Consider the following 21,059-nt stretch of genomic DNA (forward strand, 5'->3'; position numbering starts at 1 on the left):
CCGGCAGCACCGCACCAGCAGCACCACGAAGGGTCGAGATGACGCAGGACGACGCCGCCGCGGCACGCCACGTGCCCGTGCTGCTCGAGCGCGTCGTCGCCCTGCTGGCGCCGGCCCTCGCCGAGCCGGGCAGCGTCCTCGTCGACGGCACGCTCGGGATGGGCGGCCACAGCGAGGCGCTGCTCGAGCGCTGCCCGCGGGCCCGCCTGGTCGGCATCGACCGCGACCCCGAGGCGCTCGAGCTCGCCGGACGGCGCCTGGCCCCGTTCGGCGACCGGGTCACCCTCGTCCACGCCGTCGCCGACCGCCTGCCGCAGGTCCTGGCCGGGCTCGGTCTCGAGCACGTCCAGGGGGTGCTCCTCGACCTCGGCGTCAGCTCCCTGCAGCTGGACGAGGAGAGCCGCGGTTTCGCCTACGCCCACGACGCGCCGCTCGACATGCGGATGGACCCCACCGAGGGACCCACCGCCGCCGAGGTGCTCAACACCTACCCGCTCGAGGAGCTGGTCCGGGTGCTGCGCGAGTACGGCGAGGAGCGCTTCGCCCGGCGGATCGCCGTCGCCGTCGTCCGCGAGCGCGAGCGCGAGCCGTTCGCGCGCAGCGGTCGTCTCGTCGACCTGATCCGCGCCGCCGTGCCGGCGCCCGCCCGGCGCACCGGCGGCAACCCCGCCAAGCGCACCTTCCAGGCGCTGCGGATCGAGGTGAACGGCGAGCTCGAGGTGCTCGAGCGGGCCCTGCCGGCCGCCGTCGGCGCGCTCGCCGTCGGCGGCCGGATCGTCGTGGAGTCCTACCAGTCCCTGGAGGACCGGATCGTCAAGCGGGTGCTCGCCGAGGGCGCCCGCAGCACCACCCCCGTCGACCTGCCGGTGGAGCTGCCCGAGCACGCCCCCGAGCTCCGCCTGCTGACCCGCGGCGCCGAGACCGCCGACGAGGCCGAGACCGCCGCCAACCCCCGTGCCGCCTCCGTCCGGCTGCGCGCCGCCGAACGAGTCCGACCCCCGCGAGGGAGAGCCGCATGAGCACCGCCACCGCGCCCGCGTCCCCACCGACCAGCGCCCCGGCGGCCGCCGTCGCGTCGGCTGCCACCCCGGTCCCGCGCCAGCGGACCACGCCGTCGACGTCCCCGGGACGGCGCGGCGCCCCGCCGCGGCTGCAGGTGGTGAGGGCGCCGGCCGGCCGGCGGCGCACGGTCCCGTTCGTCGCGGTGGTCGCCGCCCTGCTGGCGTCGACGCTGGTCGCGCTGCTCATGCTCAACATCGCGCTGTCCCGCGGGGCCTTCACCGTGCACGAGCTCGAGCGGCGCAGCGACCTGCTGGCCGAGGAGCAGCAGGCACTCGCCGAGCGCCTCGCCGTCGAGGCCTCACCCGCTCGGCTGGCAGAGCGGGCCGCCGGGCTGGGGATGGTCCCGAACGAGAACCCGGCCGGCCTGCGGCTCGAGGACGGCGCGGTCCTCGGGACGCCGGCGCCCGCGGCACCGCCTGCGGTCGCGCCCTGACGGCCCCCGACGTGACCAGCCCCAGACGACCGCAGGACGGAGCGCGCGTGACCCAGCCTCCCCACCCGGCCCTGCGGTCCGCCCCCCGGCTCGGGTCCCCCGACCGCCGGCTGCGGATCACGCTGCTCGCCGTCCTGTTCGTGCTCAGCCTGTTCGTCGGCCGGCTCGTGCAGATCCAGGGGCTCGACGCCTCCGCGCTGGCGGCCGAGGCCCTCGGCAACCGGCTGCAGGAGCACACGGTCCCCGCCGTCCGCGGTGACATCACCGACGCGGACGGCGTCGTGCTGGCCGGCACCGTCGAGCGCCGGAACGTCACCGTCGACCAGCGGGTGGTCGGTGAGTACCGCAAGCGGGTCGGCGACAGCGTGCAGACCGTCGGGGTGCAGGGCGCCGCCGAGGACCTCGCCCCGCTGCTCGGGCTGGAGGTCGAGGAGGTCGCCGAGCGGATCACCGGCGACCGCCCGTTCGCCTACGTCGCCAAGGGGGTCACCCCCCAGGTGTGGCGGGAGGTCGCCGCCCTGCAGATCCCCGGCATCCTCAGCGAGCCGGCCTTCGACCGCGTCTACCCGGCCGGGAACGTGGCGGGCAACCTGCTCGGCTTCCTCGGCAGCGACGGCACCCCGCTGGCCGGCCTGGAGATGACCCACGACGAGGTGCTCGCCGGCACCGACGGGATGCGCCGGTACGAGCAGGGCCGCACCGGTGAGCGGATCTGGACCGACGAGGCCGCCGAGGTGCCGCCGGTCCCCGGCGGCGACGTCCGGCTCACGCTGCGGCGGGACCTGCAGTGGTACGCCGAGCAGGTGCTCACCGAGCAGGTCGAGGAGATGGACGCCGAGTGGGGGTCGGTGGTCGCCATCGACGTGGACAGCGGGGAGCTGCTGGCCTTCGCCGAGGCACCGAACGTCGACCCCAACGACCCCGCGTCGACGCCCGCCGAGGACCGCGGCACCCGGGCGCTGAGCGACGTCATCGAGCCCGGCTCGACCGCGAAGGTGATCACCGCGGCGGCGGCCCTCGAGGAGGGCGTCACGACACCGACGGAGAAGCTGTCCGTCCCCTACCGGTACACCACGTCGAACGGGCAGACGTTCCGCGACTCCTCCCCCCACGGCGTCCAGCAGCTCACCTTCGCCGGGGTGCTCGGCAAGTCCTCGAACACCGGCACGGTCATGGTCGGGGAGCGGCTGTCGGTGCAGCAGCGGTACGACTACCTGCGCGCGTTCGGCATCGGCCAGCCGACCGGGCTGAACTTCCCCGGTGAGACGAGCGGCATCCTGCACGACGCCGAGGACTGGGACGGCCGGACGAAGTACGCCGTCCTGTTCGGGCAGGGCTTCTCGCTCAACATGCTCCAGGCGGCCCAGGTGTTCGCCACCATCGCCAACGACGGCGTCCGGGTCGCCCCCCGCCTGGTGGCCGGCACCACCGACCCGGACGGCACCTACCACCCGGCCCCCGAGCCGGAGTCGGTGCGCGTGGTGAGCCCGCAGACCGCCCGCGCCGTCCGGGAGATGCTCGAGGGCGCCGTCGGCGAGGACGGCACCGGCGCCAACGCCGCCGTGCCCGGTTACCGGGTGGCTGGCAAGACCGGGACCGCGCAGGCGCCCAAGGAGAACGGCCGCGGGTACAGCGGCTACACCAGCTCCTTCATCGGGATGGCCCCGGCCGAGGATCCCCAGGTGGTCGTCGCCGTCACCCTCCAGCGGCCGAAGAACGCCCACTACGGCGGTACCGTGGCCGCACCCGTGTTCTCCGACGTCATGACCTACGCGCTGCAGGAGCTGCGGGTCCCGCCCAGCGTCGAGGAGCCCGACCTGCCGCCGATGGAGTGGCAGTGAGCGCTAGCCTCGCCGCCGTGCCGACCCCCGCCCGGAGGTCCGACCACGGGAGCCCCGGCCTGCCCCGGCCGGCCCGCGTCCCGGGGCGCACCCTCGCCGACCTCGCCGACTCCGTGGGCGCCGTGCTCCGGCCGGGCACGGCCGGTGACACCGTCGTGCACGGGGTCACCCTGGACTCCCGGCAGGTCCGCCCCGGGGACCTGTACGCGGCCCTGCCCGGCGCCCGGGCGCACGGCGCCGACTTCGCCGCGCAGGCCGCGGCCGCCGGTGCCGTGGCCGCGGTCACCGATCTCGCCGGGGTGCAGCGGGTGGGCGGCGCCGGGCTGCCCGCCCTCGTCGTGGCCGACCCGCGGGCCGTGCTCGGCGCCCTCGCCGCCGACGTCTACGGGCGCCCGGCGGCGGACCTGCTGCTGCTCGGCGTCACCGGGACGAACGGGAAGACCACCACCGTCCACCTGCTCGACGCCGCCCTGCGCGCCGCCGGCCGCCGCACCGGTCTGGTCGGCACCGTCGAGGTCCGGGTCGGCGACGAGCGGGTGCCCAGCTCGCGGACCACCCCGGAGTCGCCGGACGTGCACGCCCTGCTCGCCGTCATGCGCGAGCGCGGCGTCACCGCCTGCTCGATGGAGGTGTCCAGCCACGCCCTGGCCCTGCACCGCGTGGACGGCGTCGTGTACGACGTCGCCGCCTTCACCAACCTGTCCCAGGACCACCTGGACTTCCACCGGGACATGGCCGACTACTACGCCGCCAAGGCCACGCTGTTCACCCCGGCGCGGTCCCGGCGCGGCGTCGTGTGCGTCGACGACGAGTGGGGACGCCGGCTGGCCCGCCAGGCGGCCGTCCCGGTCGTGACGGTGACGACCCGGCCGGACGCCGACGCGGACTGGACGGCCGGACCGGGGCAGCCGGACCCCTCCGGGACCACCACCGCGTTCACCCTCCGGCACCGCGACGGACGCCGGCACCGGCTCGTCAGCCCCCTGCCCGGCGACTTCAACGTGGCCAACACCGCCCTGGCGTTCGTCGTCCTGCTCGAGGCGGGCCTGGACCCCGAGGCGGCGGCGGCCGGGCTCGCCGGCGCCCCCGGCGTGCCGGGCCGGATGGAACCGGTGCGCACCGGTGCCCCCGGGGAGCCGCTGGCGCTCGTCGACTACGCCCACACCCCCGACGCCCTGGCCGCCGCGCTGCGGGCGCTGCGCCCCGCCACACCCGGCCGGCTCGTCGTCGTCCTCGGCGCGGGCGGGGACCGGGACCCCGGCAAGCGCCCGGCGATGGGTGAGGCCGCGGCCCGCGGGGCCGACCTCGTCGTCGTCACCGACGACAACCCGCGCTCGGAGGACCCGGCGACCATCCGGGCGGCCGTGCTGCAGGGGGCGCGCGCCGCCGGTGGGGCCGACGTCCTCGAGGTCCCCGACCGCGCCGAGGCGGTCGCCGTCGCGCTCGCCGCGACCACCGGCCCGCAGGACACGGTGCTCCTCGCCGGCAAGGGCCACGAGAGCGGTCAGGAGGTGGACGGGACGGTGCACCCGTTCGACGACCGGGTCGTGCTGCGGGCGGCCCTCGCGGCCCGGGCCGCCGTGGCGCCGGAGGCGGGCCGGTGATCCCGCTGACCCTCGCCGAGGTCGCCGACGCCGTCGGCGGCCGGCTCGCCGGCGGCGCCGCCCCCGACAGCGTCGTCACCGGCCCGGTCGTCGTCGACTCCCGGCAGGCCGCACCGGGGGCGCTGTTCGTGGCGCTGCCCGGCCAGCGCGCCGACGGGCACGACTTCGCCGCCGCGGCGGTCGGCCAGGGCGCCGTCGCCGTGCTCGCCGAGCGCGAGCTCGACGTGCCGTGCGTCGTCGTCGGCTCGGGGACCGGTGCCCTGGGCGCCCTGGCCCGGGCCGTGGTCGACCGGCTCACCGCCCCCCGTCCCGGCAGTGCGCCGGGGCTCGACGTCGTCGCCCTGACCGGTTCCTCCGGCAAGACCTCCACCAAGGACCTGCTGGCCGCGGTGCTCGGGGCCGCCGGCCCCACGGTCGCGCCGTCCGGGTCGTTCAACAACGAGGTCGGCGTCCCGCTGACCGTGCTGCGGGCCGACGAGCAGACCCGCTTCCTCGTCGTCGAGATGGGCGCCCGCGGGGTCGGGCACATCGCCCACCTGTGCCAGGTCGTCCCGCCCCGGGTCGGGGTCGTCCTCAACGTCGGCAGCGCGCACCTGAGCGAGTTCGGCTCCCGGGAGGGCACCGCCCGGGCCAAGGGCGAGCTCGTCGAGGCGCTGCCGCCCGCCCGGCGGGGCGGCGTCGCCGTCCTCAACGCCGACGACGACCTCGTCGCCCGGATGGCGACGCGGACCACCGCCGCGGTCCACTGGTTCGGCGAGTCCGCCCGCGCCACGATCCGCGCGCAGGACGTCGACCTCGACGCCGGCCGCCCGGTCCTCACCCTCGTCACCCCCGCCGGCAGCGCGCCGGTCCGCCTGCGGCTGTACGGCGAGCACCAGGTGCCCAACGCGCTGGCCGCCGCCACCGTCGCGCTCGCCCTCGGCCTGGAGCTGCCCGCCGTCGCCGAGGCGCTGAGCGCCGCGGAGCCGGCCAGCCGCTACCGGATGGAGGTCACCGAGCGCCCCGACGGCGTCACCGTCATCAACGACGCCTACAACGCCAACCCGGAGTCGGTGCGGGCCGCGCTCAAGGCGCTCGTCGCCATCGGCCGCGGCCGGCGGACCTGGGCGGTCCTCGGGGAGATGCTCGAGCTCGGGGAGTCCTCGGCGGCCGAGCACGACGCCGTCGGCCGGCTCGCCGTGCGGCTCGACGTGTCTCGGCTCGTCGCCGTCGGTGCCGGCGCCCGCGCCGTGCACACCGGGGCCGCGCACGAGGGCTCCTGGGGCGAGGAGTCGCTCGCCGTCCCGGACGTCGCCGCGGCCGAGGCGCTGCTCGCCGAGGAGCTGCGCCCGGGCGACGTCGTCCTGGTCAAGGCGTCGAACGCGGTGGGCCTGCACGCCCTCGGTGAGCGCCTGGCCGCCGGCGGGCACCGCCCGGACGACGCCGGCGAGGTGGTCCGGTGAGGACCGTCCTCGGTGCCGCGGGCATCTCGCTGCTGCTGTCCCTGTTCGGCACGCCGCTGTACATCCGCTTCCTCGTCAAGCGGGGCTACGGGCAGTTCATCCGCGACGACGGGCCCACGACGCACCACACGAAGCGCGGCACCCCGACGATGGGCGGTGCCGTGATGATCGGTGCCACCGTCGTCGGCTACCTGCTCGCCCACGCCCTCACCGGCACCGGGGTGACCGCCAGCGCACTGCTCGTCCTGGGCCTCATGGTGGGCCTGGGCTTCGTCGGGTTCCTCGACGACTTCATCAAGATCACCAAGCAGCGCAGCCTCGGCCTGCGGACGGTGCCCAAGCTCGTCGGCCAGTCCCTCGTCGCCGTCGTGTTCGCGGTGCTGGCGCTCCAGTTCCCCAACGAGGCGTGGCGCACCCCGGCCTCGACGAAGATCTCCTTCATCCGGGACACCAACCTCGACCTGGCCTTCGCCGGCACCTTCGTGGGGATGCTGCTGTTCGTGCTGTGGGCCCAGCTCATGGTCGCCGCGACGAGCAACGGGGTGAACCTCACCGACGGTCTCGACGGCCTGGCCACCGGCGCCACCGCGTTCGTCGCCGGCGCCTACGTGCTCATCGGGCTGTGGCAGTCCAACCAGTCCTGCCAGCTCGTCGCCCAGGCCGGCCCGAACTGCTACGAGGTCCGCGACCCCCGGGACCTGGCCGTGGTCGCCGCCGCCCTCACCGGCGCCACGTTCGGCTTCCTGTGGTGGAACGCGTCCCCGGCGAAGATCTTCATGGGTGACACCGGCTCCCTGGCCCTGGGCGGGGCGCTGGCCGGGCTGGCCATCACCACCCGCACCGAGCTGCTGCTCATCCTGCTCGGCGGGCTGTTCGTCATCATCACGCTGTCGGTCCTCATCCAGGTCGCCTCGTTCAAGCTCACCGGCAGACGGGTCTTCCGGATGGCCCCGCTGCAGCACCACTTCGAGCTCGTGGGCTGGGCCGAGGTGACCATCGTGATCCGGTTCTGGATCATCGCCGGGCTGTTCGTGGCCCTCGGGCTGGGGATCTTCTACGCCGAGTGGCTGGTGCGGTTGTGAGCCGCACGGACACGCTGACCTCCGCGGACGCCGACTGGTCCGGTCTGCGGGTGGTCGTCACCGGCCTGGGGGTCAGCGGGCTCGCCGCCGCCGCCGCGCTCGCCGAGCGCGGCGCCCGGGTGAGCGTGCTCGACGAGCGGGACGGACCCGAGCAGCGGGACCGGGCGGACCTGCTGCGCGTGCTGGGGGCCGACGTCCGGCTCGGCCCGCAGGCCACCGCCGGTCTCCCGGACGTCGACGGCGCGGCCCCCGAGGTCGTCGTCACCTCCCCGGGCTGGCGGCCCACCGCGCCGGCACTGGCCGCCGCCGCCGCGGCCGGCGTCCCGGTCTGGGGAGAGGTCGAGCTCGCCTGGCGGATGCGCCCGCCCACCGGGGGCGCGCCGTGGCTGACCCTGACCGGGACGAACGGCAAGACGACCACGGTGCGGATGCTCACCGCCGTCCTGCAGGCCGCCGGTCTGCGGACCACCGCGGCCGGCAACGTCGGCACCCCGCTGCTGGAGGCGGTGCTGCACCCCGACCCCTACGACGTGATCGCCGTCGAGCTCTCGAGCTTCCAGCTGCACTGGGCGTCGTCCCCGGCGCCGCGGGCCAGCGCCTGCCTCAACGTCGCGCCCGACCACGTCGACTGGCACGGCTCGATGGAGGCCTACGTCGCGGCCAAGGGGCGGGTGTACGAGCGCACCCAGGTGGCCTGCGTGTACAACCTCCAGGACCCGACGACCGAGCGGCTGGTCCGGGAGGCCGACGTCGTCGACGGGTGCCGGGCCGTCGGTTTCACCCTCGACGTGCCGGACGTGTCGATGCTGGGCGTCGTCGACGACGTGCTGGCGGACCGGGCGTTCGTCCCCGAGCGGCGCACGTCCGCGGCCGAGCTGGCGACCCTGGCCGACCTCTCCCCGGACGGCGCCCCGGTGCCCCCGCACACCGTCGCCAACGCGCTGGCCGCCGCGGCGCTCGCCCGCGCCCACGGCGTGCCGGCCGCCGCCGTCCGCGACGGGCTGCGGGGGTTCCGTCCCGACCCGCACCGCATCACCCGGGTCGCCTCCGTGGCCGGGGTGGACTGGGTCGACGACTCCAAGGCCACGAACCCGCACGCCGCCGACGCGTCCCTGGCCGCGTTCGGCCCGGTCGTCTGGGTGGCCGGTGGCCTGGCCAAGGGCGCCGCCTTCGACGACCTGGTCCGCCACCACCGCGACCGGCTGCGAGGGGTCGTTCTCATCGGCGTGGACCGTGAGCCGCTGCGCGCAGCGCTGAGGCGACACGCACCGGATGTCCCCGTCGTCGAGGTCGACCCCGGCGAGACTGGGCGGGTGCCGGTTCCCTCGAGCGCCGCCGGGCGCGCCGTGATGGACGACGCGGTCCGCGCCGCGGCGGCGATGGCGCAACCCGGCGACACGGTCCTGCTGGCGCCCGCGTGCGCCTCCATGGACCAGTTCCGGGACTACGCCTCCCGCGGGGACGCCTTCGCCCACGCCGTCCGGGCCCGGGTCCGCGCCACCCACCCCGGCGCCGAGGGCTGAGCCATGGCCGTGCTCACCGCCCCGCCCCGCACCCCGGAGCAGCGCGGCCGGTCGTGGTCGACCGCGCTCGTCGACCGGCTCACCCGCTGGGAGACCCCGGTCACCAGCTACTACCTGCTGCTCGGCTCGACCCTGCTGCTCGTCGGCATCGGCCTGGTCATGGTGCTGTCGAGCTCGAGCGTCGAGTCCTACGCGGCCAGCGGCTCCTCGTTCGCGGTGTTCTCCCGCCAGGCGGTGTTCGCCGCGGTCGGCGTGCTGCTCATGTGGGCGGCATCCCGGGTCCCGGTGCGCGCCTGGAAGCGGTGGGCCTGGCCGCTGCTCGGCCTCGCCCTGATCGGTCAGCTCCTCGTCCTCACCCCGCTCGGCGTGGGGGTCAAGGGCAACACGAACTGGATCGAGGTCGCCGGGGTGCGGGCCCAGCCGTCGGAGGCGGCCAAGCTCGCCCTCGCCGTCTGGCTCGGTGCGGTGCTGGCCCGCAAGCGGCACCTGCTGAGCAGCTGGGCGCACGTGCTCGTGCCGGTCGGCCCGTTCGCCGGTCTCGTCGTCGGGCTCGTCCTCATGGGCAACGACCTCGGCACGGCGCTCGTCCTGCTGGCCATCGTCGGCGGCGCCCTGTTCGTCGCCGGGGTCCCGGCGCGGATGTTCGCCGTCGCGCTCGGGCTGGCCGGTGCCGCGGCCGCGGCGCTCGTCGTCACCAGCCCCAACCGGATGCAGCGGATCGACTCCTGGCTGTCCGCCGAGTGCACGGACTACTGGGGTGCGTGCTGGCAGACCACCCACGGCAAGTGGGCGCTGGCGTCCGGCGGCTGGTGGGGGGTCGGACTGGGTGCGAGCCGGGAGAAGTGGTCGTGGCTGCCCGAGGCGCACAACGACTTCATCTTCGCCATCATCGGTGAGGAGCTGGGACTGCCCGGCACCACCGTCGTCATCCTGCTGTTCGCGGCGATGGGAGTCGCCTTCGCCCGGGTCGTGCGCCGCACCGACGACCTGTTCGTCAAGATCACCACAGCCGGGGTGCTCGCCTGGGTGGTGGGCCAGGCGATGATCAACATCGGCGTGGTGCTCGGCCTCCTGCCCGTCATCGGGGTCCCGTTGCCGCTGGTGTCGGCCGGCGGGTCGGCGCTGGTGTCCACGCTCGTGGCGCTCGGCATGGTGCTGTCCTTCGCCCGCGCCGAGCCGGGCGCTCGGGAGGCCCTGCAGGCCCGGCCGGGCGTCGTCCGGCGCTCGCTGGCCGTCGTCCCGCTGCGCACCCCGGCCGGGGCCGGGCCCGGCTCCCGGCCGGCCCCGCGCCCACGCCGTGGAGGCCCGCGGTGAGCGAGGGCCTCGCGGTCCTGCTCGCCGGCGGGGGCACCGCCGGCCACGTCGCCCCGCTGCTCGCCACCGCCGACCGGTTGCGGGCCGACGACCCCAGGACGCGGGTGCTCGTGCTGGGCACCACGCAGGGTCTGGAGGCCCGCCTGGTCCCCGAGCGCGGCTACGAGCTCGCCGTCGTGCCCCGGGTGCCGATGCCACGGCGGCCCGGCGCGGACCTCCTCCGGCTGCCCGGACGGCTGCGTGGCGCCGTGCGCGCCGCGCAGGACGCCGTCGACCGGGTCGGTGCCGACGTCGTCGTCGGCTTCGGCGGGTACGTGGCAGCCCCGGCCTACCTCGCCGCCCGCCGGCGCCGGGTCCCCCTCGTCGTCCACGAGCAGAACCGGCGGCCAGGTCTGGCCAACCGGCTCGGCGCCCGGTTCGCCGACGCCGTCGCGGTCACCTTCGCGGACACCCCGCTGCCGCGCGCCGAGCTGACCGGTCTGCCGATGCGACCGGAGATCCGCGGGCTCGACCGCGAGGCGGCCCGGACCGCTGCCCGCGAGCACTTCGGTCTGCGCCCGGACCTCACGACGCTGCTCGTGTACGGGGGGAGCCTGGGGGCCCAGCGCCTCAACAGCACCGTCGCCGCCGTCGCCCCGGACCTCGCCGCGGCCGGCGTCCAGGTGCTGCACGGGTGCGGCGCCGGCAAGTCGGTCGACCTGCCCGCCGACCGGCCCGCCGACGTGCCGTACGTCGTCCGGGAGTACCTCGAACGGATGGACCTCGCCTACGCGGCCGCCGACCTCGTCGTCGGCCGGGCCGGCGCCGGGACGGTCTGCGAGGTCACCGCCGTCGGCCTGCCCGCCGTCTACGTCCCGCTGCCGATCGGCAACGGGGAGCAGCGGCTCAACGCCGAGCCCGTCGTCCGGGCCGGTGGCGGGCTGCTCGTCGAGGACGCCGAGTTCACCCCGCAGTGGGCCCGGGCCCGGCTGCTGCCGCTGCTCGCCGACCGCGCCGCGCTCGCCGAGACCGCGCGGCGGTCGGCGGCGCTGGGGGTCCGGGACGGCGACGAGCGGCTCGCCGCCGTCGTCCGCCGGGTCGCCGCTGCCCGGGGGGGCGCGCGGTGAGCCCGCGGTTCGACCTGTCCGCCCCGGTGCCCCCCGCCCGCGACCTCGGGCCGGTGCACTTCGTCGGGGTCGGCGGCGTGGGGATGTCGGGGATCGCCCGCATCCTGCTGGCCAGGGGCGTCCCGGTCAGTGGCAGCGACGCCAAGGACCTGCCGGTGCTCGCGGCACTGCGTGCCCTCGGCGGCGACGTCGCCACCGGCTTCGACCCGGCGCGGGTCGCCCGGGCCCGCACGGTCGTCGCGTCCTCGGCGATCCGGGACGACAACGTCGAGCTGGTGGAGGCCCGCCGGCGCGGGCTCACCGTGCTGCACCGCTCCCAGGCCCTGCACGCGGTCATGCAGGGCCGCCGCGGCGTCGCCGTGGCGGGGACGAACGGCAAGACCACCACCTCCTCGATGCTCACCGTCGTCCTGCAGCACGCCGGCTGGGACCCGTCCTTCGCCATCGGCGGCGACCTCGCCACCGCGGGCACGAACGCCCACGACGGCACCGGCGAGGTCTTCGTCGCCGAGGCGGACGAGAGCGACGCGTCGTTCCTCGTCTACCGGCCCGAGCTGTCGGTGGTGACGAACGTCCAGCCCGACCACCTCGACCACTACGGCACCGCGGCCGCCGTCGAGGCGGCGTTCGCCGAGTTCAGCCGGCGGATCGTCGGTGACGGCGTGCTCGTCACCTGCCTCGACGACCCCGGCGCCGCCCGGCTCGCCGACCTGGCTCGCAGCGAGGGCCGCCGCGTCCTGAGCTACGGCGAGCACCCGGACGCCGACGTCCGGCTCACCGACGTCACGCCGCGGGGTGGACGGGTCGCCCTCACCGTCGTCGACCGGGGGCGGCGGGTCGGCGACGCGCTGCTGCGGGTGCCCGGTCACCACAACGCCCTCAACGCCGGCGCCGCCTACGCCGCGGCGGTCACCCTCGGCGTGGCGCCCGCCGTCGCCCTCGAGGGCCTGGAGGCCTACGCCGGCACCAGGCGGCGGTTCGAGCCGCGCGGCGGCGCCGGTGGGGTACGCGTCTACGACGACTACGCGCACAACCCGGCCAAGGTGGCCGCGGCGGTCGCCACCGGACGGACCGTCGCCGACGGCGGCCGGCTCGTCGTCGTGTTCCAGCCGCACCTGTACAGCCGGACCCTCGACTTCGCCGACGAGTTCGGGGCGGCCCTGTCGGGCGCCGACGAGGTCGTCGTCATGGACGTCTACGCCGCCCGGGAGGACCCGGTCGCCGGCGTCACCGGCGAGCTGGTGGCCCGGGCCGTCGACCTGCCGCCCGGCCACGTCCGGTACGTGCCGTCCTGGTCGGCGGTGGCCGGGGAGGTCGCCAGGCTCGTCCAGCCCGGGGACGTCGTGCTCACCGTCGGGGCCGGAGACGTGACGATGATCGGTCCGGAGGTGCTGGCGCTGCTCGACCAGGACCGCGAGCGGGAGCACACGGCGTGAGCCGGCGACCGACGCCGCCCGTCCGCCGGCGTCCCGCCGGCGCGGGGGGGACGTCGTCCCGCCAGGACGCCGACGTCCGCAGCGCCTCCCCGGCCGCACCGGTGCGCACCGGTCGCCCGCGGCCTGCCCCCGCTGCCCGGCCTGCCCGGCCTGCCCGCAGCGCGCCACCGGACCGCACCACCTCGCGGGCGGCCACCCCGACGGCCGGTGGCCGGTCGTCCGGTCACGGCCCGCTGGTGCCCGGCTCCGCGGCCCGGTTCGCCGCCCGCGCCCGGGCGGCCCGGCGGCTGTCCTGGCGGCCCGTGCTCCTCGCGCTGGCCGCCGCGGCCCTGGTCGCCGTGGCCGGGTGGGCCGTCCTGGCCTCCCCGCTGCTCGCCGTCCGGGAGGTCGGGGTGGTCGGGAACGACCGGGTCCCCCGGGCCGAGGTCGTCGCCCTGGTGGAGCCCGCGGTCGGCACCCCGCTGGCCCGGGTCGACACCGGCGCCCTGGAGGAGGACGTCGCCGGGCTGCCCCTGGTCAAGGAGGTGGACGTCGTGCGGGCCTGGCCGCGGACCCTCGAGGTGCGCCTGGTCGAGCGCGTCCCGGTCGCGGCCGTCCCGGCCGACGACGGGTTCGCGCTGGTCGACCTGGAGGCCGTCGTCGTGGCCCACCAGGACGACGCCCCGCCGGACCTGCCGGTGCTGGACGTCGACGTCTCCGGCGACCCGGACGCCTCCGGGCGCGCGCTGGCCGCCGCCATCGAGGTCGTCACCGCGCTGCCGGCCGAGCTCGCCGCGGACGTCGCCTCCGTGGGCGCCGTCAGCCGGGACGACGTCCGGCTGACGATGCGGGACGGCGCCGCCGTCGTGTGGGGGAGCGCGGACGACAACGCGCTCAAGGCCCAGGTGCTCCAGGCGCTGCGCGGCCAGCCGGCCGAGGTGTACGACGTCAGCGCACCGCTCGTGCCGGTCACCCGCGCCGCGGACTGAGCCGGCACCCGGCGCCGGCGAGAAAACCGCAACCGAATCCGTGTGTCCCGGCGTGGCGGGTTGTCCCTCGGCGCCGTTGCCTCCTAGCGTCCGGGACACGACGTAGTTGACATAACTATAACCCTCTACCTGAAGGTGAGGGTCCGGCGACCGGGCCCGCACCGCGGCGTGGAAGAACCCCCTACCCAGCGGGCCGACCGGCCCGACCAACTCTCGGACGAAGGCGAGAAGACCCCGTGGCAGCACCGCAGAACTACCTCGCGGTCATCAAGGTCGTCGGCATCGGCGGCGGTGGCGTGAACGCGGTCAACCGGATGATCGAGGTCGGTCTGAAGGGTGTCGAGTTCATCGCCATCAACACCGACGCCCAGGCCCTGCTCATGAGCGACGCCGACGTCAAGCTCGACGTGGGTCGTGAGCTCACCCGCGGCCTGGGCGCCGGGGCCGACCCGGACGTCGGCAAGAGGGCCGCCGAGGACCACGCCGAGGAGATCGAGGAGGTCCTCAAGGGCGCCGACATGGTGTTCGTCACCGCCGGTGAGGGCGGCGGCACCGGGACCGGCGGCGCCCCGGTCGTCGCCCGGATCGCCCGCCAGCTCGGCGCCCTGACCATCGGCGTGGTCACCCGGCCGTTCACCTTCGAGGGCCGGCGACGCGCGAACAGCGCCGAGACCGGTATCGCCGAGCTCCGCGAGGAGGTCGACACCCTCATCGTCATCCCCAACGACCGGCTGCTGTCCATCAGCGACCGCAACGTCAGCGTCCTGGACGCCTTCCGGTCCGCCGACCAGGTCCTGCTCTCCGGCGTCCAGGGCATCACCGACCTGATCACCACGCCGGGCCTCATCAACCTGGACTTCGCCGACGTCAAGTCGGTGATGTCGAACGCCGGCAGCGCCCTCATGGGCATCGGCTCGGCGCGTGGGGAGGACCGGGCCGTCCAGGCCGCGGAGCTGGCGATCTCCTCCCCGCTGCTCGAGGCGAGCATCGACGGCGCCCACGGCGTGCTGCTGTCCATCCAGGGCGGCTCGGACCTCGGGCTGTTCGAGATCAACGAGGCGGCCCGGCTGGTGCAGGAGGCGGCCCACCCGGAGGCGAACATCATCTTCGGCGCGGTCATCGACGACGCCCTCGGCGACGAGGTCAGGGTCACCGTCATCGCCGCCGGCTTCGACGGCGGGACGCCGAACCGGCGCCGTGACGACCGGGCCCTGGGGCAGGTCTCCGGCCGGTCGGTGAACGGAAACGGGGCCGCCCCGGCCGGGGCCCGCCCGCACACCGCCTCCCAGGGGGCGACCCAGCACGGCGCCCCGACCGACGGCGGGGTGCAGTTCACCCCGTCCGGGCCGGGTCGTCCCGGGGCAGCGGTCGGCGCCGGGGAGGACACGGCGGCCACCGGGTCGGCGGCGTCCCCGGACCGCGCGGACCGTGAGCCCGTCCAGGTGCCCCGGGTGGTCGAGCCCGAGCCCCGGTCCGCGCGCGCTGAGGACGACGACCTCGACGTCCCCGACTTCCTGCGGCCCTGAGCCACCGGGACCGCCGGTGCTCCGCTGGTCCACCGCCGACCCCGGCCCGCGGGGACGGGTCGTGAGGGCGCTCACCTCACGGGCCGGCGGCGTCAGCCGCGGCCCGTGGGCCGGCCTCGACCTGGCCGAGCACGTCGGCGACGACCCGGACGACGTGGCCGAGAACCGCCGCCGGCTCGCGGCGGTGATCGGGGTGCCCGTCGAGCGGCTCGTCGTCGCCCGGCAGGTGCACGGCGCCGGCGTCGAGACGGTCCACGGCCCGTGGCCGGCCGGTCCTCCCGAGGCCGACGCGCTCGTCACCGGCGAGCCCGGCACGGTGCTGGCGGTGCTCGTCGCCGACTGCGTGCCGGTCATGATGGTGGCCCCCGACGAGGGGCTGGTCGCGGTCGCCCACGCCGGACGGCGGGGGCTCGTCGCCGCAGTGGTCCCGGCCACGCTCGAACGGATGCGCTCCCTGGGCGCCGGGCGTGTGCTGGCCACGATCGGGCCCTCGGTCTGCGGGGCCTGCTACGAGGTGCCGGCCGAGCTGCGCGACGAGGTCGCCGCCGACCACCCGGTGACGGCCACGACCACGCGGTGGGGCACCCCCGGGCTCGACGTCGCCGCCGGCGTGCACGCGCAGCTGCTCGACGCCGGCGCCGAGGTGGAGCAGGTGCCGGGGTGCACGTTCGAGGACCCGGACCTGTACAGCTACCGGCGGGACGGGGTGACCGGGCGGTTCGCCGGCCTGGCCTGGCTGGACGACGGCAGCCTGCGCTGAGCGAGGAGCGGGTGGACGAGAAGCAGGTGGACGAGGAGCGGGTCGCCGCGCTGCGCGCCGGGCTGGAGACGGTGCACGCCCGCATCGACGCTGCGTGCGCCGCCGCCGGCCGCGACCCTCGGGACGTCCACCTCGTCGTGGTGACGAAGACCTTCCCGGCCGCCGACGTCCGCGCGCTGGCCGGTCTCGGCGTCCGGGACGTGGGGGAGAGCCGCGACCAGGAGGCAGCGGCCAAGGCCGCCGAGCTCGCCGACCTCGACCTGCGGTGGCACTTCGTCGGCCGGCTGCAGACGAACAAGGCCGCCTCGGTCGCCTCCTACGCGGCCTGGGTGCACTCGGTGGACCGGGTGCGGCTGGTCCCCGCCCTGGCCCGGGGCGCCGAGCGCGCGGGGCGGACCCTCGAGGTGCTGGTGCAGGTGGGCCTGGACACCGACCCGGCCGAGGCCGCCCGCCGCGGCGGGGTCGCGCCGGCCGGTGTCGCCGCACTGGCCGAGGCCGTCGCCTCCGAGCCGCGGCTGCGACTGCGCGGGGTGATGGGAGTCGCCCCGCGGCGGGGACCGGCCCGCCCGGCGTTCGAGCGGCTGGTCCGGATCGGGGCGCAGCTGCGGCAGGTGTACCCGGGCGCCTCGGCGGTCTCCGCCGGGATGAGCGGCGACCTCGAGGACGCCGTGGCGGCCGGCGCGACACACCTGCGTGTCGGCAGCGCGGTCCTCGGATCCCGGCCACCGCTGCAGTAGCGTCGCCGCGTCGGGTCCGCCCGTACCCGAGGCACCCCAGGACGGCACGGTCACAGGACGGCCGCAGGACAGCGGCAGGAACAGTCGCAGGACGAGGAGCAGACGATGGCAGGCGCGCTGCGCAAGACGATGGTCTACCTCGGGCTCGCCGAGGAGGACGAGCGCTACGAGTCCTACGACGGCCACGACGAGGAGCAGCCGGTGAGCGACACGCACCAGGACCGTGCCGAGCGTCCGGAGCCCCGCCGTGCCCAGGTCACCCCGATCACCCGCGACCGGGTGACCCGGGTGGTGGCCGAGCCGGTCAGCGACCTGCGCCGGATCACCACGATCCACCCGCGGACCTACAACGACGCCAGGAGCATCGGCGAGAGCTTCCGCGACGGCGTCCCGGTGATCATGAACCTCACCGACATGCAGGACTCCGACGCCAAGCGTCTGGTGGACTTCTCGGCCGGCCTGGTGTTCGGCCTGCGCGGCAGCATCGAGCGGGTGACGAGCAAGGTGTTCCTGCTCTCCCCGGAGAACATCGAGGTCGACGGCGCCGACCGGACCGGGACCCAGCCGTCCGGGCTGTTCAACCAGTCCTGACGCCCGCAGGACGCCGGCCCGCCGGGCACCTGGGACACTGACCCGCGTGGGTGCGATCTTCGGAGTCCTCTCCTTCCTCGTCTGGCTGTACATCCTCGTCCTGTTCGGACGCCTGGTCTTCGACTGGATCCAGGTCTTCTCCCGCGACTGGCGTCCGCGCGGAGCCCTGCTGGTCGTCGCGGAGACGGTCTACAGCCTCACCGACCCTCCGCTGCGCGCCATCCGCCGCGTCGTCAGGCCGGTGCGACTGGGCCAGGTCCAGCTCGACCTTGCGTTTATCATCCTGTTCGTGCTCGCGGGGATCCTGCAGTCCGTCCTCGCCTCGGCTGCCGTCTCGCTGGGTTGAGGCGGCGCACGCGCCCGTCGTCCGCTACCGTGACCGCTGGTGATCTCGATCAGAGGGTCACTTTTGCACTGAACTCACGTCACGAGGTGACCACATGGCGTTGACGCCGGAGGAAGTAGTCAACAAGCGGTTCCAGCCGACGAAGTTCCGCGAGGGCTACGACCAGGACGAGGTCGACGACTTCCTCGACGAGGTCGTCAACGAGCTGCGTCGGCTGAACGCGGAGAACGACGAGCTGCGTCAGAAGCTCGCGGCCTGCGAGCGCCGCGTCGGCGAGCTGACCCGCGCCGGGGCCAGGGCCGAGACGGCCCCGGAGCCGCAGCGGCCCGAGGCTCCCGAGCCGGCCTCCCCGCCGCCCGTCCCCGCGCCCGTGGCCGCCTCGGCGGTCCGCGAGCCGGAGCCGGCGACCCCCGCTCCCGCGGCGGCCTCCAGTGGTCCCGAGGCGGCTGCCGGCATGCTCGCCCTGGCGCAGAAGCTGCACGACGACCACGTCAAGGCCGGCGAGGAGCAGCGCGACAAGCTCGTCGCAGAGGCCAAGGAGCACGCCGCCCGCCTCGTCCGCGAGGCGGAGGAGAAGCAGCGTCAGACCCTCGGCGCGCTGGAGCAGGAACGCTCGGTGCTCGAGCGGAAGATCGACCAGCTCCGGGCCTTCGAGCGGGAGTACCGCAGCCGGCTGAAGAGCTACCTGGAGAGCCAGCTGCGCGAGCTGGAGAGCAGTGGCACCGTCGTCCCGTCCGGTCACGGAGCCCAGCAGCCGCAGCCGGGCGGCGGCTTCGGCTTTGCCGGTGGCGCGATCTCCGGCTGACTCGTCCGACCAGCGGCCACGGGTCGGGACCCTCGGGTCCCGGCCCGTCGTCGTCCCGGGGGTAGAGGGAGCAGGACGGATCTCGGCGTGGAGCCTTGAGCCTGTCGCAGCCGGGGCCTACTGTTCGCCGCACGTGTCGGCCCGCGGGGGGTCGGGCGGAGGAGGCGACGAGGATGGCGGAGTCCGCCGCGGGCCAGGCGCGACCGGCGAAGAAGACTGTGCCGGCGAAGAAGACGGCGACGGCGAGAAAGACTGTGCCCGCGAAGAAGACTGTGCCCGCGAAGAAGACTGTGCCCGCGAAGAAGACGGCGACGGCGAAGAAGACTGTGCCCGCGAAGAAGACTGTGCCGGCGAAGAAGGCGGGGAGCAAGGTTCCCCCGAGCGCGTTGCCGGTCCGCGAGGACGAGACACCGTGGACCGCTGCCGAGCTCGAGGCGGTGCGCTCCGACCTGCTGGCCGAGGTGGACCGCCTGCGGGCGGAGATCACCGCTGCCGAGGACCAGCTGGCCACGCTCATCGCCGACTCCGGCGACGGGGGCGGCGAGGACCAGGTCGACAGCGGGACCAAGGCCTTCGAGCGCGAGCACGAGATCACGCTCGCCAACAACGCCCGCGAGGCGCTGGCGCAGAACCTGCACGCGCTCGAGCGGATCGACGCCGGCACCTACGGCACCTGCGAGAGCTGCGGTGCCCCGATCGGCAAGCGGCGGCTCCAGGCCTTCCCGCGGGCGACGCTGTGCGTGCCGTGCAAGCAGCGGCAGGAGCGACACTGACCCTGCGCCGGGATGCCGGCCCCGCCGACATGGCAGGCTTGCCGACGCCATGGACGACACCGCCGCGGGCAGCAGCCCCGCCTCGCCCGGCCCGCGCCGCCACCTGCTCGCCCTGCTCGCCGCCGTGGCCGGCGTCGTCCTCCTCGTCGACCAGCTGACCAAGGCGCTCGCCGTGGAGCACCTCGACGAGAGCAGCTCGGTCCCGCTCGTGGGCAACCTGCTGTCGCTGCGGCTGCTGTTCAACCCGGGTGCGGCGTTCTCGCTGGCCACCGGGATGACGTGGGTGCTGACGCTGGTCGCGGTGGGGGTCGTGGTCGTCATCGTGCGGGCCGCCCGCCGGCTCGGCAGCCGCATCTGGGCCGTCAGCCTCGGGCTCCTGCTCGGCGGCGCCCTCGGCAACCTCGTGGACCGGCTGGTCCGACCGCCCGCGTTCGGTCGCGGCCACGTCGTCGACTTCATCGCCTACGGGGACTGGTTCGTCGGCAACGTCGCCGACATCGCGATCGTCGTGGCTGCCGGGCTGGTCGTGCTGCTCGGGCTGCTCGGCATCGACCTCGACGGCGTGCGCCGACGGCCGGAGTCCACGCAGGAGACGACCGGTGCCTGAGCGCCGGGTGCTGCCCGTCCCCGAGGGGCTGGAGGGCGAACGGGTCGACGCCGGGCTCGCGCGCCTGCTCGGCCTGTCCCGGTCCCGTGCCGCCGACCTCGCCGCGGGCGGCGGAGTGCGGGTCGACGGTGCCGTCGTCGGCAAGTCCGACCGGCTGCGCGCGGGCGCCCTGGTGGAGGTCGAGATGCCCGACGCGGCGACCGTCCCGGTGCCGGCCGAGCCGGTGCCCGGGATGCGCGTCGTCCACGACGACGACGACCTCGTCGTCGTCGACAAGCCGGTCGGGGTGGCGGCGCACCCGAGCCCGGGCTGGACCGGCCCGACCGTCGTCGGCGGACTCGCCGCCGCCGGCTACACCATCGCCACCTCGGGGGCGGCCGAGCGGCAGGGCGTCGTCCACCGGCTCGACGTCGGCACCTCCGGCCTCATGGTCGTCGCCAAGAGCGAGTACGCCTACTCGCGGCTCAAGCGGGCGTTCAAGGACCGCACCGTGGACAAGGTCTACCACGCTCTCGTCCAGGGCCACCCGGACCCGCTGACCGGCACCATCGACGCGCCCATCGGCCGCCACCCCCAGCACGACGGGAAGTGGGCCGTCACCGCAGCCGGGAAGCCGAGCGTCACCCACTACGAGGTCCTCGAGGCCTTTCGTGCGGCGTCCCTCGTCGAGGTGCACCTGGAGACCGGCCGCACCCACCAGATCCGGGTGCACTTCTCCGCGCTGCGGCACCCGTGCGTCGGTGACCTCACCTACGGTGCCGACCCGGTGCTGGCGGCCCGGCTCGGGCTGCAGCGGCAGTGGCTGCACGCCGTCCGCCTGGGGTTCGAGCACCCCGGCACCGGGCAGTGGCTCGAGCTCACCAGCGACTACCCCGCGGACCTGGCGACCGCGCTGGACCGGCTCGCCGGCGGCTGACTCGCTCCGCCGGCCGGGTCCGGCTCCGGCGACACGCCGAGCGGCCTGGGCTGCCGCAGGGGCGTCACCGGATGTCGCTGGCGGAACCTAGACTCGCTGTCGCACGACCAGGCCGGTCAGCGCCCGAGAGCGCAGGCCGGCCGCCTTCCCCGGGTCGTCGACGTCCTGACCCCACCAGGAGGCGCAC

General features: G+C 75.7%; 20 protein-coding genes. All 20 read left to right on the top strand.

Annotation, left to right across the window (positions count from 1 at the left end; all coding sequences use genetic code 11):
* Positions 1-38: 38 nt before the first annotated feature.
* The 20 genes from rsmH (at position 39) to HJG43_04995 (ending at position 20,872) form a co-directional block, all read left to right on the top strand.
* Positions 39-1,019, top strand: a complete 981-nt coding sequence (rsmH, locus tag HJG43_04900; protein ID UER54002.1) for a 16S rRNA (cytosine(1402)-N(4))-methyltransferase RsmH — start codon at positions 39-41, stop codon at positions 1,017-1,019.
* Entirely contained in the window at positions 1,016-1,495 is a 480-nt protein-coding gene (locus tag HJG43_04905; GenBank protein ID UER54003.1) for a hypothetical protein, read from the top strand. Before rsmH ends, HJG43_04905 begins: the two co-directional genes overlap by 4 nt.
* 71 nt (positions 1,496-1,566) lie before the next feature.
* Complete coding sequence (locus HJG43_04910) at positions 1,567-3,336, top strand: penicillin-binding protein 2 (GenBank protein UER55717.1); 1,770 nt, start codon at positions 1,567-1,569, stop codon at positions 3,334-3,336.
* A 17-nt stretch (positions 3,337-3,353) separates the two neighbouring features.
* The gene (locus tag HJG43_04915; GenBank protein UER55718.1) at positions 3,354-4,940 is read left to right on the top strand and encodes a UDP-N-acetylmuramoyl-L-alanyl-D-glutamate--2,6-diaminopimelate ligase; all 1,587 of its coding nucleotides are present in this window, start codon (positions 3,354-3,356) and stop codon (positions 4,938-4,940) included.
* Positions 4,937-6,382, top strand: coding sequence for a UDP-N-acetylmuramoyl-tripeptide--D-alanyl-D-alanine ligase (locus tag HJG43_04920; GenBank protein ID UER54004.1), 1,446 nt, complete (start codon positions 4,937-4,939; stop codon positions 6,380-6,382). The genes HJG43_04915 and HJG43_04920 overlap by 4 nt, the downstream gene beginning before the upstream one ends.
* Entirely contained in the window at positions 6,379-7,464 is a 1,086-nt protein-coding gene (locus HJG43_04925) for a phospho-N-acetylmuramoyl-pentapeptide-transferase (protein UER54005.1), read from the top strand. Before HJG43_04920 ends, HJG43_04925 begins: the two co-directional genes overlap by 4 nt.
* On the top strand, positions 7,446-8,987 hold the full coding sequence (locus tag HJG43_04930) for a UDP-N-acetylmuramoyl-L-alanine--D-glutamate ligase (GenBank protein UER54006.1): 1,542 nt from the start codon (positions 7,446-7,448) through the stop codon (positions 8,985-8,987). The genes HJG43_04925 and HJG43_04930 overlap by 19 nt, the downstream gene beginning before the upstream one ends.
* 3 nt (positions 8,988-8,990) lie before the next feature.
* Complete coding sequence (gene ftsW / locus HJG43_04935) at positions 8,991-10,301, top strand: putative lipid II flippase FtsW (GenBank protein UER54007.1); 1,311 nt, start codon at positions 8,991-8,993, stop codon at positions 10,299-10,301.
* Positions 10,298-11,407 carry an undecaprenyldiphospho-muramoylpentapeptide beta-N-acetylglucosaminyltransferase gene (gene murG, locus HJG43_04940; protein UER54008.1) on the top strand — a complete coding sequence of 370 codons (1,110 nt, stop codon included), beginning with the start codon at positions 10,298-10,300 and terminating at the stop codon, positions 11,405-11,407. The genes ftsW and murG overlap by 4 nt, the downstream gene beginning before the upstream one ends.
* Before the next feature lie 14 nt (positions 11,408-11,421).
* Positions 11,422-12,843 carry a UDP-N-acetylmuramate--L-alanine ligase gene (locus tag HJG43_04945; protein ID UER55719.1) on the top strand — a complete coding sequence of 474 codons (1,422 nt, stop codon included), beginning with the start codon at positions 11,422-11,424 and terminating at the stop codon, positions 12,841-12,843.
* Positions 12,840-13,811: an FtsQ-type POTRA domain-containing protein gene (locus HJG43_04950; GenBank protein UER54009.1), complete on the top strand. Its 972-nt coding sequence runs from the start codon at positions 12,840-12,842 to the stop codon at positions 13,809-13,811. Before HJG43_04945 ends, HJG43_04950 begins: the two co-directional genes overlap by 4 nt.
* Positions 13,812-14,047: 236 nt before the next feature.
* Positions 14,048-15,337 carry a cell division protein FtsZ gene (gene ftsZ / locus HJG43_04955; GenBank protein ID UER54010.1) on the top strand — a complete coding sequence of 430 codons (1,290 nt, stop codon included), beginning with the start codon at positions 14,048-14,050 and terminating at the stop codon, positions 15,335-15,337.
* Between the two features lie 16 nt (positions 15,338-15,353).
* Positions 15,354-16,097, top strand: coding sequence for a peptidoglycan editing factor PgeF (pgeF, locus tag HJG43_04960; protein ID UER54011.1), 744 nt, complete (start codon positions 15,354-15,356; stop codon positions 16,095-16,097).
* Entirely contained in the window at positions 15,998-16,834 is an 837-nt protein-coding gene (locus HJG43_04965) for a YggS family pyridoxal phosphate-dependent enzyme (GenBank protein UER54012.1), read from the top strand. The genes pgeF and HJG43_04965 overlap by 100 nt, the downstream gene beginning before the upstream one ends.
* A gap of 105 nt (positions 16,835-16,939) precedes the next feature.
* Positions 16,940-17,425, top strand: a complete 486-nt coding sequence (gene sepF / locus HJG43_04970; protein UER54013.1) for a cell division protein SepF — start codon at positions 16,940-16,942, stop codon at positions 17,423-17,425.
* 46 nt (positions 17,426-17,471) lie between these two features.
* A complete protein-coding gene (locus tag HJG43_04975) occupies positions 17,472-17,771 on the top strand; it encodes a YggT family protein (protein ID UER54014.1) in 300 nt (99 codons plus the stop codon).
* A 94-nt stretch (positions 17,772-17,865) separates the two neighbouring features.
* Positions 17,866-18,576, top strand: a complete 711-nt coding sequence (locus HJG43_04980) for a DivIVA domain-containing protein (protein UER54015.1) — start codon at positions 17,866-17,868, stop codon at positions 18,574-18,576.
* A 173-nt stretch (positions 18,577-18,749) separates the two neighbouring features.
* A complete protein-coding gene (locus HJG43_04985) occupies positions 18,750-19,349 on the top strand; it encodes a TraR/DksA family transcriptional regulator (GenBank protein UER54016.1) in 600 nt (199 codons plus the stop codon).
* 49 nt (positions 19,350-19,398) lie between these two features.
* Positions 19,399-19,956, top strand: coding sequence for a signal peptidase II (gene lspA, locus HJG43_04990; GenBank protein ID UER54017.1), 558 nt, complete (start codon positions 19,399-19,401; stop codon positions 19,954-19,956).
* A complete protein-coding gene (locus HJG43_04995; GenBank protein UER54018.1) occupies positions 19,949-20,872 on the top strand; it encodes an RluA family pseudouridine synthase in 924 nt (307 codons plus the stop codon). The genes lspA and HJG43_04995 overlap by 8 nt, the downstream gene beginning before the upstream one ends.
* Positions 20,873-21,059 lie beyond the last annotated feature (187 nt).

Source organism: Kineosporiaceae bacterium SCSIO 59966 (genome assembly GCA_020881835.1).
Classification (GTDB): domain Bacteria; phylum Actinomycetota; class Actinomycetes; order Actinomycetales; family SCSIO-59966; genus SCSIO-59966.